Source organism: Streptomyces sp. 12E (assembly GCF_055633275.1).
Map to the genome: position 1 here is coordinate 6911662 of NZ_JBVNCJ010000001.1, position 12571 is coordinate 6924232.

The 12571-nt window shown below is 66.2% G+C and carries 10 protein-coding genes and 3 pseudogenes; 5 read left to right on the top strand and 8 right to left on the bottom strand.

Features of this window, described 5'->3' with window-relative positions; genetic code table 11:
* Positions 1-970: 970 nt before the first annotated feature.
* On the top strand, positions 971-1204 hold the full coding sequence (locus ACZ8ZB_RS31760; protein WP_470741030.1) for a hypothetical protein: 234 nt from the start codon (positions 971-973) through the stop codon (positions 1202-1204).
* A 26-nt stretch (positions 1205-1230) separates the two neighbouring features.
* Here ACZ8ZB_RS31760 and ACZ8ZB_RS31765 read toward each other — a convergent pair.
* From ACZ8ZB_RS31765 to ACZ8ZB_RS31785, 5 genes and pseudogenes are all read right to left on the bottom strand, one after another.
* A pseudogene (locus ACZ8ZB_RS31765) lies at positions 1231-2432 on the bottom strand (IS110 family RNA-guided transposase).
* 291 nt (positions 2433-2723) lie between these two features.
* A pseudogene (locus tag ACZ8ZB_RS31770) lies at positions 2724-3551 on the bottom strand (serine/threonine-protein kinase); the annotation flags it as partial.
* 10 nt (positions 3552-3561) lie between these two features.
* Positions 3562-4379 (bottom strand): IS5 family transposase gene (locus tag ACZ8ZB_RS31775; protein ID WP_470740441.1). Its coding sequence is split into 2 segments (ribosomal slippage): positions 3562-4029 and positions 4032-4379, totalling 816 coding nucleotides; the frame shifts between segments, so codons are not numbered across the junction.
* Positions 4380-4404: 25 nt separating this feature from the next.
* Positions 4405-4701 carry a protein kinase domain-containing protein gene (locus ACZ8ZB_RS31780; protein WP_470741031.1) on the bottom strand — a complete coding sequence of 99 codons (297 nt, stop codon included), beginning with the start codon at positions 4699-4701 and terminating at the stop codon, positions 4405-4407.
* Between the two features lie 102 nt (positions 4702-4803).
* Positions 4804-6192, bottom strand: a complete 1389-nt coding sequence (locus ACZ8ZB_RS31785; protein ID WP_470741032.1) for a hypothetical protein — start codon at positions 6190-6192, stop codon at positions 4804-4806.
* Between the two features lie 91 nt (positions 6193-6283).
* On the opposite strand from ACZ8ZB_RS31785, the gene ACZ8ZB_RS31790 reads away from it, so the two are divergent.
* Positions 6284-7527, top strand: a protein-coding gene (locus tag ACZ8ZB_RS31790) for an IS3 family transposase (protein ID WP_470741033.1) whose coding sequence is annotated in 2 segments (ribosomal slippage) — positions 6284-6566 and positions 6566-7527 — 1245 coding nt in all. Because the reading frame shifts where the segments join, the coding sequence is not laid out codon by codon here.
* Here the strand turns inward: ACZ8ZB_RS31790 and ACZ8ZB_RS31795 are convergent.
* Positions 7517-7936: a hypothetical protein gene (locus ACZ8ZB_RS31795; protein WP_470741034.1), complete on the bottom strand. Its 420-nt coding sequence runs from the start codon at positions 7934-7936 to the stop codon at positions 7517-7519. The two genes, ACZ8ZB_RS31790 and ACZ8ZB_RS31795, sit on opposite strands and share 11 nt — an antisense overlap.
* A gap of 133 nt (positions 7937-8069) precedes the next feature.
* Between ACZ8ZB_RS31795 and ACZ8ZB_RS31800 the strand changes: the two genes are divergently transcribed.
* Positions 8070-8798 carry an SAVMC3_10250 family protein gene (locus ACZ8ZB_RS31800; protein ID WP_470741035.1) on the top strand — a complete coding sequence of 243 codons (729 nt, stop codon included), beginning with the start codon at positions 8070-8072 and terminating at the stop codon, positions 8796-8798.
* Positions 8799-8837: 39 nt separating this feature from the next.
* Here ACZ8ZB_RS31800 and ACZ8ZB_RS31805 read toward each other — a convergent pair.
* Positions 8838-9700 (bottom strand): annotated as a pseudogene (locus ACZ8ZB_RS31805) (IS5 family transposase).
* A 111-nt stretch (positions 9701-9811) separates the two neighbouring features.
* Between ACZ8ZB_RS31805 and ACZ8ZB_RS31810 the strand changes: the two are divergent.
* Positions 9812-11077 carry an IS701 family transposase gene (locus ACZ8ZB_RS31810; RefSeq protein ID WP_470741036.1) on the top strand — a complete coding sequence of 422 codons (1266 nt, stop codon included), beginning with the start codon at positions 9812-9814 and terminating at the stop codon, positions 11075-11077.
* Between the two features lie 124 nt (positions 11078-11201).
* Here ACZ8ZB_RS31810 and ACZ8ZB_RS31815 read toward each other — a convergent pair.
* Positions 11202-12064, bottom strand: a protein-coding gene (locus ACZ8ZB_RS31815) for an IS5 family transposase (protein WP_107115281.1) whose coding sequence is annotated in 2 segments (ribosomal slippage) — positions 11202-11705 and positions 11708-12064 — 861 coding nt in all. Because the reading frame shifts where the segments join, the coding sequence is not laid out codon by codon here.
* Between the two features lie 50 nt (positions 12065-12114).
* Here ACZ8ZB_RS31815 and ACZ8ZB_RS31820 point away from each other — a divergent pair.
* Positions 12115-12558 carry a GNAT family N-acetyltransferase gene (locus tag ACZ8ZB_RS31820; protein WP_470741037.1) on the top strand — a complete coding sequence of 148 codons (444 nt, stop codon included), beginning with the start codon at positions 12115-12117 and terminating at the stop codon, positions 12556-12558.
* Positions 12559-12571: the final 13 nt, after the last annotated feature.

Sequence of the window (12571 nt, forward strand, 5' to 3'; positions counted from 1 at the left end):
GATGTCGGCGTCTTGTGGGCCTTGGCCAGCAGGTCGCTGGTTGAGCAGGTCACCCCTGGTGGACTGTCCAAGCATGCTTGACGTGAGTGTGCGCCGTGGCAGGGGAACCGTTCAGGTAGTACTGCAACTGGACGAAGATCCGCACCCGGGCCCGTGCGTGGCCTTGATACCGATGCCCTGGTCCCCGCCGCACCCGTGAACCACCTCCGCACGCGGACACGTCATACAAGATACAAGCGGTGCACCAGCGCTGCGATGATCCTGTCGAACCCCGTCTGCCCGACCCGGTCCAACTCCACCGTCACAAAAGGCCCCTGCCTTCGCACCTTGCCCTTGGTGATCCCACCCAGCGCTGTGTCACGCCTGCGAAACCCACCGGGGTTTTGGCAGCGCTGCCACCTGTCGGGCCAGGGCAGGTCCCCGTGTCACAGCGTCGCCTTCTGGTGTCGTGTAAGGAGGGGGATGGAGAAGTCCCCGTACCCGCCGAGCCTGAGTCGGCGGTCCTTGGCGACCCTCTTCCCATACATGCGCGGCACCACGGTTTGCGTGACCCGCCCCTTCTCGTTGGGCCGGTTCGACCGGCCGTAGTGTTGAACCCCGTCGACCTAAGGACGATGCGGGAGCAATCCGGCGTCAGCAGCAGGAAGTCCATCCGCTGTCGTGGCAGCGCCTCGGACTGCCTGCCGCTCTCGCGTGTACGGGGGCGTTTGGAGGCAGACCTGCGGGCTACGCAGATGGAATTCAGCGGGTGCATGCCGATGGCATGCGCCACCTCGTCGGTGGCGGATTCCAGGGCGAAGTTCCTTTGTCCCCCGGCGCGGCGCGCATGGAGCCCGGGCAGGGGATGTTGCGCCTCGACTGGTCCGCTGCTCTGGTCGACTGTGTCTTGGGGCAGGCGAAGGGGGGTGCCCCTATCTCTTTGGTCAAGGCGGATGGGTGCTGTTTCAGGCCGTCTGGAACGATGTGCCCCGTGGATGCTGATGAGGCGGTGGCAGTGGGCGGGGACGAGCCGGAGTGGACGGGCGTGGTGAGCGAGCGCCTGCGTTGCTGTGTCTGTGGCGAGTCGACGGATGGTTCCGAGGACTACGCGCTCGTCGAACTGACGGCACAGTTCTCTGGCGCTCGCCAATGGCTGGGTGCGCATGCGGAGCACCTGAACTCCGTACTGGCAGAAGGGTTCTCCGCGGAGGTCCACCAGATGTAGGCGTTCGCTGACGGGATTGGCTGCCTTCACATCGCTCCGGATGTCCGGGGTTCGTAGAAGGTTCCGTCGCGGAGCATGGCGAAGAGGACGTCGGCCCGGCGTCTGGCGAGGCAGAGCAGGGCCTGTGTGTGGTGTTTGCCCTGGGTGATCTTCTTGTCGTAGTAGGCCCGCGAGGCCTGGTCGCCCAGGGCGGCGAACGCGGAGAGGAAGAAAGCTCTCTTGAGCTGCTTGTTTCCCCTCCGGGACGGTTGCTCACCCGGATTGAGGATCCCGAGCTGCGGGTTGCCGGGGCGAGTCCGGCGTAGGCGGCGAGGTGGCCGGCGGTCGGGAAGGTGCTGCCGTCGCCGACCTCGATCAGCATCCGGGCTCCGGTCCTGACGCCGACGCCCGGCATCGACGCCAGGACCTTCGCAAGAGGGTGGGCCTCCAGCAGTTCCTCTATCCGCCCGGCCAGCAGCTTCCGCTGGTCAAGGACGGCCGTCGACGATCCGGCCAGACTCGGGACTATCAACGCGGCCGCCTCGGTCCCCGGGACCGTCACGGTCTGCTCGTCCAGCGCGGCGAAGATCTCCTCGACCAGCCGCTCGGCCATCCTCGGCGCCTTCGGCCGCAGCAGGGTTACCAGGCGCCGCCGGCCGGCCGTGCGGATCTGGGCAGGGGAGCCGAACTGTTCGAGCAGCGTGAGGACGGCCGGGTGCTGCAGCCGCGGACCCAGCACCCGTTCCAGCGACGGATGGATCTGGGTCAGCATGCCGTGCAGCCGGTTCGCGACCCTCGTCGCCTCGCCGGCCAGGTCGTCGTCGAAGCCGACGATCATCTCCAGCTCGGTGATCGTCTCGTCCTCGCCGTCGATCGCCCGCAGCGTGTGCGGCATCGCCCGGGCCGCGTCCGCGATGATGAACGCGTCCTTCGCGTCCGTCTTCGCCTCGCCCGGATAGAGGTCGGCGATCCGCCGCATCGTCAGCCCCGGCAGATAGGCGACCGGGCAGCCCATGTCCCGCGCGATGGCCAGTGGCAGGGCGCCGATCGAGGCCGGCTGGTCGACCACGACCAGCACCGTTCCGTGCTTGGCCTGCAGCTTCGCGAACAGCTCGCGGAGCTTCGGTTCGGTGTTGGGCAGCTGCTTGTCGAAGGCTTTCTTCCTGGACGGGGTGACGGCGGTGGCGTGGTGTCCGCCCTTGCCTACGTCCGGGCTGAGGAAGACGTCGATGTCGCCGGTGTCGATCACGTGCAGGCCCCTCCATCACGCTTTCGTCCGGCCTGCCAGGGCACCGAGCTGCCACATCCACGTTACGGAGAGCTCTTCCGGCTCGGGGTGAAGCCGGCACTCAAGCCCCTCATCAGCGGTCCGTCGATGCCTCCGGACCCGGTGACACCACCTGCCGGATCATGAACAACAAGGGAGGAAGTCATGCCGGTAGCCCCATCGCGGAGCCAAGAAAAAAGGTAAGGGGGCAGCTCATATGGTCGAATTGGCTCGACCGGGGCGAACCCGGCGCCAAGATCCACATCCTGCTCCTCAACTTGCTCGCGTTGCGCCGTTCCACCGGGCGAGTCCTTCGAAAGCGTCTAGAGTACGGACGTCGTAGGGGCCGAAGAACTCCTGGCAGTCACGGGCGAGTCGGTCGTACAGAGCGGCTGCTCCGCGGATGTCACCTGACTGGCCAGTGAGTTCGGCGTGTTCGGTGCGAGCGTCGATCAGCGGTTGGTCGCTACGGTCGTGCAGGATTTCCAGTTCGAAGATACGCAAGTCCAGTGCCTCGATGTGCTGCGAGAGGCTGGTGCTACTGCCGGGCGTGTCGGGTACTTCGGAGCGTTCGATGGTGTCGTCTGTTGCGTCCAAAAGATGCGACAGTTCGATCACCGCGCGTTCAGCCGCGCGGGCGTTCTTGGGACGGTCGGCTGGGTCCTTCGCCAAGAGAATCCGGACGAGGCTGTCGAACTGGGCGGGAATGCCAGGGCGGTGGTCGCTCGGAAACGCCGGCGTCTCGTCCTGGTGCATCCGGCCCACGGTCATCGGGTCGTCGTGAGGGCTGCCGAAGGGCGGGTGCCCCGTCAGCATCTCGTACAGGACGCAGCCGACGGAGTACAGGTCGCTGCGTTCGCTTCCGGTGTCGCCGTGCCACCGCTCGGGTGCCTTGTATAGGGGGGTGCCAGCAACGGTGTGAGTCTGGGTGATACCGGCTAAATAGGCCAGCCCGAAGTCGACAAGCTTCACGTCTCCCTTTCGAGTGATCATGATGTTGTCGGGTTTGATGTCGCGGTGGATGACTTTGGCATCGTGTGCAGCGCCGAGGCCTTCGCAGATCTGGCGTGTCCAGCGCACGGTGCGCTCGAGCGGAAGCTTAGAGGGTGTCTCACGTGGTGAGTTTTGCGAGCTTCTTGTAGCAGGTCAGGGTCGCCGCGAGTCCGAGGAAGGCCAGGAAGTGGCTGCCCTTTCGCTCGTATCGGACGGTCAGGCGGCGGTAGCCGAAAAGCCACGAGATCGACCGTTCGATCTTCCAGCGGTGCCGGCCGAGCCGTTCGCTGGACTCGATGCCGGGCCTGGCGATGCGCGGGACGATGCCCCGCTCGCGCAGCCACTTCAGCCTGTCGGCGGAGTGGTACGCCTTGTCCGCGCGGAGTCTGCCGGGGCGGCGCCTTCGCGGACCGCGCCGGGAGCGGATGGCGGGGATGCCCAGGACCAGCGGCAGCAGCGCCTGGCTGTCATGGACGTTCGCGCCGGAGACGCCAAGAGCGAGAGGGAGGCCCTGGGCGTCGGACAGGACGTGGAGCTTGCTGCCCCTCTTGCCCCGGTCGACCGGATTGCGCCCGGTCAGCGATCCCCCCTTTTCGCGCGGACGGAGGCCGCGTCCACGATGGCCGAGGTCCAGTCCACCTCGCCGCGGACGCCGAGCTCGTCCAGAACGGCCTGGTGCAGCCGCCGCCACAGCCCGTCCCTGGTCCATGCGGAAAACCGGCGGTGCGCGGTGGCCGGCGAGACGCCGAACGTCTCCGGCAGATGCCGCCAGGCACAGCCGCTGGTCAGCACGTACACCACAGCCGTGAACACGGCCCGCTCATCAACCGGAGCCGTACCGCCTCCCTGCGGACGGGAAGCGAAGGGAGGCAGCAACGGTGCGACGAGCGACCAGAGTTCGTCAGGAACCAACCGCTGCGACAAACCAACACCCATGGCAAAACATCATGCCGCATCCACCTCACACCACGTGAGACACCCTCTTAGGCCCGGTCCTGAGGTGCTCGGCGAGAGATTCTCCCTCGACATACTCCATGACGATGTAGACGTCGCCCTCGTGTTCGTCACTGTCGTAGAGGTGGGCGACGCGTGAATTATTTATCCGAGCCATGGCCCGGGCTTCCCGCTGGAACATTTTCGCGGTCGACTCGGCAAAATCCGTGGGGGCACCCTGTTGCATGAGACGGCGGTGAGCGAGGAACTTCATGGCCACGATGCGGTCCAGCTTCGTGTCCTCAGCAATCCACACATCTCCCATGGCGCCACTGGTGGGCTCACCCCTTCGCCTGTAACGCCCACCGATCAGCGATGAAGTTTTCACTACTCGCTCCTCCTGCTTGACCGGTCGCCTCGCCGGCGGTCAGTGCTGCTCGGAGTGCCCGCCCCAGCGGGTGAGGGCTTCCCGGTCCTGCATGCCCTCGTGCCATTTTGTGAAGAAGTCCTCCCGTTGCCGCAGTGCCCTTGCCAGCGTTGCGACGGCGGCATGGCGCATTTGGTCACCCTGCTCACGCACATGCCTCTTCCGTATGGAAACACCGCATACTTCCCATAAAACCCATACGACAGTAATGAAGGTGAGAAGGAGGAACAGATACTGCGATGTGCCGTCGAGAAACGGCACTACAAGCGTCCCGGTGACGATTCCGAACAGCAGGGCGACGCAGACACGGGGCCAGCGGCGCACCACAGCGTCCGACCGCGCCTGCGTCTCTTGCTCTAGGCGCGCGGCCAGGTCGTCAATGAGCGGGCCCGGTTCCACGGTCTGCTGTGGGTGCGTTGGCAGAGTCCACGAGTAGCCCGCGATGCTCAGGGTGATTTTGTTGGGGAGGTGATTCCGTGATTCTGCGACGACTCGGTCGGCGGCATTCTCCAGGCTCGGCCAGATGGCGCGGAGGGCCATGTGGCGGGCCGGAGTGCCCAGCGATGCGGTGTCCGGGGCGAAGATGGCCTGGTCGAGGAGCGTCATGAAGGGCACCGGCTCGGTTTCCGGGCCCAGCGGCGACTCGTGTGCCTGTGCGGCTGCTTCCAGGTCTCCCCCGTGTTCGATGATGCGTTCGAGCTGACGCATTTGCTCATGCAGGTGTGCCTCGTCGGGTTCGAGCTGGTTGATGAGGCGTTCGAGGGCGGTTTCGACGTGGCGGCCGTCGCTGACAGGCCGGTCGACTCCATCCGGGCCGTCGGGGAAAGTGAGGCGGAGGTAGGCGAGGGCTCTGTCGGGCACGGTAGCGAGTTCCCAACCGTACTTGAGGTCGTTCCACTGCTCCGTGCATGTCTCACGCAGTGCCGTGTACTCCTTGTCGGACATCTGTCGGCGCAGGTTGCGCAGCCGGGTTCCCCATTGAGCGCCGCCGGCGAATGGGTGGTGCATGCTCTGGTTCCAGCCCGCCATGGCCTGCCGGGTGTAACTCAGCGCGTCTTCCCCTAGCTCGTTGCTTGCGATGGCGTCCAGGACGACACAGAAGTCCTGACCGAGTTCCTCAGGATTGAGCGACTGGAGGTAGGTGTCCATCCACGCAGCTGCCTCGGCCTCGTTTCCGAGGCGGGAAGCAGTCAGGGCGAAGAACAGATTGGCTTTGGCCGCGTCCAGGGTGCAGGCGTGCGCCTGGGCGCGCTCGCCCGGCGCGGTTTCGTCACGGAAGTTGGCAGCCACCGCCATGATCGCCGGGGCGAGCCAGTAGGTCGGTTCGAGGAGCAGCCGTTCTTCGACGCAGGACCGTACCGTGCTTTTGTTGACCAAGTTCCTGCGCACAGCGTGTGCGGTAAGGGTGTGTACCAGCCCGCGGGCCAGGGTGAAGCGCTCCGGGTCTGATGGAGGCTCGATTCCCTGAGAGGATCGAGTCATGGCCCGTCCGTCCCCTTACCCTGCCGAGCTTCGTGAGCGTGCGGTACGCATGGTCACGGAGGTCCGCCCCAACTACCCAACTGAGTGGGCCGCGATGAAGGCGGTCGCCGCGAAGCTGGGCATCGGTTCCCCTGAGACGGTGCGGACGTGGGTCCGCAAGGCTGAAGTCGACACCGGCCGGCGTCCCGGAGTGACGTCCGAGGAGGCCGCGGAGATCAAGCGGCTGCGGGCCGAGAACGCCGAGCTGCGCCGGGCAAATGAGATTCTCAAGGCGGCCTCAGCTTTCTTCGCGGCCGAGCTCGACCGGCCGTCGAAGCGCTCGTAGCGTTCATCGACGCCCACCGGCAGGTGTTCGGAGTCGAGCCGATCTGCAAAGTCCTGACCAGCCATGGACTGAAGATCGCGACGAGCACCTACTACGCCGCCAAGAACCGCACCCCCAGCCCGCGGTCGCTCCGCGATACGGAGCTGAAAACGCAGATCAGCCGCGTCCACGCCGACAACTTCGGCGTTTACGGAGTGCGGAAGGTTTGGCGGCAGCTGCACCGCGAAGGCATATCCGTGGCCCGCTGCACGGTCGCCCGGCTGATGCGCGACCTCGGTCTCGAAGGTGCCCGACGCGGAAAGAAGATCCGCACCACCATCCGCGACGACGGCCATGAGCGGGCCTGTGACCTGCTCAGACGTGACTTCACCGCGTCCCGTCCGAACGAACGCTGGGTAGCCGACTTCACCTATGTCGCCACCTGGTCCGGCATCGTCTACGTCGCCTTCGTCGTGGACGTGTTCTCCCGGGCGATCGTCGGCTGGTCGGCCGCCACCAGCAAGCGGGCCAAGCTCGTCCTCGACGCCCTCGACATGGCCTTATGGCGCCGCGACCGGGCCGGAACTCCCGCGGGTCCCGGGCTCGTTCATCACTCGGACGCGGGTAGTCAGTACACGTCCTTCGCGTTCACCGCCCACCTGCTCGAGGCCGGCATCGATGCCTCGATCGGCACCGTCGGCGACGCCCTGGACAACGCGCTCATGGAGTCCCAGATCGGCCTGTTCAAGACGGAGCTGATCAAGCCCCGCAGGCCCTGGCACGGCCTAGCCGACGTCGAGCTCGGCACCGCGGAATGGGTCGACTGGTTCAACAACCAGCGCCTCCATACCGCCATCGGGAGCATCCCGCCCCACGAACACGAGACCAACCACTACGCTCAACACCAGCCCCAACCGGCCGCTGGAGTCAACGCATAGAGCCTCCACCGATCCCGGAGCGCTTCAGGGTGCGGGTCTGCTTGCGCTGGGCGAAGTCCGCGTGAAAAACGGTGGTCAGACGGGCCAGCTCGGCTTGCGCCCGGGCTACCTCGCGGTCGCGGCCGTACTGCTCGATGAAGGTGTCCAAGACCTGTCGGGTGTCGCTGACTGCGCTCTCGAGTCCCGTTACCTTCTGTTGGACGTCGGTGATGCCTTCCCGTAGTTGGACTACATCGGCGCGTACGCCGTGCAGACCGACCTCGAAGGCATTCAACCTTCCGCCATGACGAACCTGTTCTTCTCCTACACCCTCCAGCCGTTCGGTGATCCGGTCCAGGGCTGAGCCCGTCTCGCTCCGGTCCTCCATGACGTCCCCCATGGTCATCGCGGCCCTGACGTTCTCGCCCATTATTGAGTGCGTACGTACTTTGCACTCTCAACTGGCCTAAAATGTGCGTTGATTGGTTACCGACCGCCGGTGACGAAGGGGCGCGCAGTGGCAGTATGACCCGTCGAAGCCAGCACACGGACGGGGACGAGCCTTGCGTGAGATCGCTTACCTATCAAAGGGGAAACTGCGGCAGTTCGTGGCTGCGCCCCGACGTGTGCCGCGCACGAGTGCTCTTCGCCTGACCACACCGCTCGGCGGCATCGACATAGACACGCCATCTGCGGACGGTGAGCTCGGGCAGCAGCGGCACCTGCAGCAGGTGTACCGACACTTGGAGATCGTTGCGGAGTGGTACACCGCACCAGAGCTGCGTCCCGGCCAGTGGGTACAGTTCGAAGCCCCGCTACGGTGCGTGACGCTCAGCGGCGCCCACCAGGACCTCGTGCTGTTCGTGGACTCGGCGCGGGAACAGCACGCGAACCCCGCGACAGCCGGGGACTGTCGACTGCTGATGCACGGATCGGCCCGGCATTTGCGGGGCTGGACGCCGATGCCGGTGGACGGCCCCGAGCTCGAGGTGGTGAACTCCGCATCCAGTTTGGGCGCGTCCTTCGTCACCCGAGCCGGACAGGTCGTCCAGGAACTCACCAGGCACCGTGAGCCGCTGCCCGAGGACCAGCCGACAGCCGCCGACCTGCACAGGCGGGGTGTTCAGGCATTGCTGCATGCCCTGGACGAGGAAGACACCGGCATCGACACATCCACAGTGATGACCGGGTATGCGCGTGTCACAGGGCTTCTTCCCAGCACTGACACCACCTCCCGATGCCTGGTCGCAAGTCCTCTCGTTGTGGAGTACGCGGCAGTTGCCATCGAGTGAACCTATACGTTCGGGCGACAACGCCACTAGGGTCCGTCTTCAAATGGATCTTGCCCAGAGCAGAAACGACGCGAGACTGACCGCTGCCTCGTAGGAGGTGGCGGTCTTGTCGTATCTGGTCGCGATCCCGCGGAAGCCCTTGAGCCGGTTGAAGCAGCGCTCGACGATGTTGCGCCGACGGTAGGCCTCCCGGTCGAACCCGGGTGGTCTGCCGCCACGGCGGCCCCGGTTCAGCCGGTGGCGCTGCTGGTCGGTCTTTTCCGGGATGGTGTGTGCGATGCCGCGTTTGCGCAGGTAGGCGCGGAAGCCGCGAGAGCTGTAGGCCTTGTCGGCGATGACCTGGTCGGGTCTGCAGCGAGGTCGGCCAGGACCGGTGCGCGGGACGTGAATGCGTTCGAGGAGGGGGCGTGCGCAGATGCTGTCGTGGCGTTGGCCTGGGGTCAGCAGGATCGCGAGGGGGCGGCCGCGGCCGTCGCAGGCAAGGTGGATTTTGGTGGTCAGTCCGCCTCGGGATCGACCGAGGGCGTGATCGTCCGGTTTGTCCGGCCGCTGATTCCCCCTTTTCGACCGGTGGTGGCGGCGTGCTGGTGGGCGCGGACGATGGTGGAGTCGATCTGGACCAGCCAGTCGATGTCGCCGGCCGCGTCGGCGTGGGCCTGGATCTGCTGCAAGGCTTGAGTGAACACCCCGTCCAGGGCGTAGCGGCGGAAGCGGGTCTACACGGTCTGCCACGGTCCGTAGCGTTCCGGCAGGTCACGCCAGGAGATCCCGGTACGGATCTTGTAGACCATCCCGTTGACGACCTGCCGGTCCGACACACGCGGCCGCCCCGTCGCGGCCCGCGGTATCAGCGGAGCGAGCAACTCCCACTCCTGGTCAGTGAGTTCATGACGACGTACCACCCCACCATGATCTACCACCCGGATGATCTTTGAAGACGGACCCTAGTAGGGCTTGGTCATCTTCACTCGTAAGTGGCGTGTCTGCTTGTTCGTCGGTGTCGTTGGGCTGGTGTGACACCTGAGGAGTTGGCCGGGGTCCGGGAGGACCTGGAGGCGTTCGCGGCGGAGTTGTTCGACGGGTTCTTCCGGGCGGATCAGCGGCGGTGGGGGCAGGCGTATGTGCGCGGGCTGCTGCTGGACGGCAGACGCAAGTCGGTGGAGCCGATGGCGGCCCGGCTCGGTGAGGACGGCAACCGGCAGGCGCTGGCGCACTTCATCACCTCTAGTCCGTGGGATGCGGCGCATGTGCGGGCCCGGCTGGCCTGGCGGATGCACGAGGTGATCGGTCCGGAAGCACTGATCGTGGACGACACCGGTTTCCTGAAGGACGGGGATGCCTCGGCGTGTGTGTCGCGGCAGTACACCGGCACCGCGGGCAAGGTCACCAACTGCCAGGTGGGCGTCTCGGTGCACCTGGCCACCGACCGTGCCTCGGCCGCGATCGACTGGCGGCTGTTCGTGCCGGCCTCCTGGGACCCGGCCTCGCCGGAGGCCGATGCGGTCAAGGTCGCCCGCCGTACTCGCTGCGGGATTCCCGATCATGTGGGGCATGTGGAGAAGTGGCAGCTGGCTCTGGACATGATCGACGAGACCCGCTCGTGGGGCCTTGACGTTCCGTTGGTGGTCGCGGACGCCGGCTACGGCGATGCGGCAGCCTTCCGCCTCGGCCTGGAGGAACGGGCCCTGCCCTACGTGGTCGGGATTTCCTTCCGTCACACCGCGCATCCGGCCGAGGCCCGGCCCGTGAAGCCGGTCTATGCGGGCACCGGCCGGCCGCCGAAGATGCAGTACCCCGAGCCTGCGCAGACCGTGAAGGACCTGGTCATCGCGGCCGGGAAGGCGGCGGCCCGGCCGGTGTCCTGGCGGGAGGGATCCCGGCCGGGCAAGGGCCGCAGTGGCGTCAAGCGCATGTACTCGCGCTTCGTCGCCCTGCGCATCCGCCCGGCCGGACGCGGCGTCCGCAGGGCCGTCGATGATCCGGAGCTGCCCGAGCGGTGGCTGCTGGCCGAGTGGCCCGCCGGTGAGAGCGAACCGGTGCAGTTCTGGCTCTCCAGCCTGCCCTCCGGCATGCCGCTGGCCACCCTGGTGCGGCTGGCCAAGCTCCGCTGGCGCATCGAACATGACTACCGCGAGATGAAACAGGCCTTGGGCCTGGCCCACTTCGAGGGTCGCACCTGGGCCGGATGGCACCACCACGTCACCCTCGTCTCCACCGCCCATGCCTTTTGCACCCTGCAACGACTGACGCGGGACCCAAAAGATCCGGCGCCGGCCTGAGCCTCTACCAAGTCGTCCGCGAGCTCCAGACACTCCTCGCCACCTGGACCGGCGCCTGCCCCACCTGCCACCGCGAAATACCCACACCTATACGAACCTGACCAAGCCCTACTAGGGTCCGTCTTCAAACGGATCTTGCCCAGAGCAGAAGCGACGCGAGACTGACCGCTGCCTCGTATGAGGTGGCGGTCTTGTCGTATCTGGTCGCGATGCCGCGGAAGCCCTTGAGCCGGTTGAAGCAGCGCTCGACGAGGTTGCGCCGGCGGTAAGTCTCCCGGTCGAACCCTGGCGGTCGACCGCCGCGGCTCCCGCGCCGCAGTCGGTGTCGCCGCTGGTCGGCCTTCTCGGGAATGGTGTGCGCGATGCCGCGTCGCCGCAGGTAGGCGCGGAAACCACGGGAGCTGTAGGCCTTGTCCGCGATGACCTGGTCGGGTCGGCAGCGTGGCCGGCCGAGGCTGCTGCGGGGAACGCGGATGCGTTCGAGCAGGATGCGTGCGCAGACACTGTCATGGCGCTGGCCCGGCGTGACGAGGAGGGCCAGAGGACGGCCCTTGCCGTCGCAGGCGAGGTGGACCTTGGTGGTCAGTCCGCCCCGGGATCGGCCGAGGGCGTGATCGTCCGGTTCGTCCGGCCGCTGATTCCCCCTTTTCGGCCGGTGGCGGCGGCGTGCTGGTGGGCGCGGACGATGGTGGAGTCGATCTGGACCAGCCAGTCGATGTCACCGGCGGCGTCGGCCCGGGCCTGGATCTGCTGCAGGGCCCGGGTGAACACCCCGTCGATCGCGTAGCGGCGGAAGCGGGTGTAGACCGTCTGCCAAGGCCCGTAGCGTTCGGGCAGGTCACGCCACGAGATGCCGGTGCGGATCTTGTAGACCATCCCGTTGATGACCTGCCGGTCCGACACCCGCGGCCGGCCCGTCGCGGCCCGCGGTATCAGCGGAGCGAGCAACTCCCACTCCTGGTCAGTGAGTTCATGACGACGTACCACCCCACCATGATCCACGATCTGATGATCTTTGAAGACGGACCCTAGGACGCATGAAGATCAGGGTTCGTGACGCTCATCCAGCCGACGTCGAATGGATGAGCAACAACACCGAGGGCTGGACGGTCACCGTCGAGAAGCAGGAGAGTGCCGCCTCCCTCGCGGAGGCGCTGCACGCCCTGATCGCAGAGGATCCCGACCAAGGCGTGCGTATGGGATGGCTGCACTCCAGCTTGCGGCGCGCGACAGGCGGCGATCCCGGCTACGTCAGGCTTTATGAGCTCCACGTTTCTCCCGAGTTTCGACGAACGGGAGTGGCACGCGCCTTGATCGATGAGTTGTTTGCTCGGGTGCCCGATCAGGAGATCATCTTGTCTGCGTGGGATCGGGAGCTGTACGAGGTGTGGCTCAAGCTCGGATTTACTTACGTTCCTGAACCCGGTGAAACGCCAGGCAGCTACTACGGTGACATGGTGCGCCAACCGATAGCAGTTTAGTCCTGCCGACTGT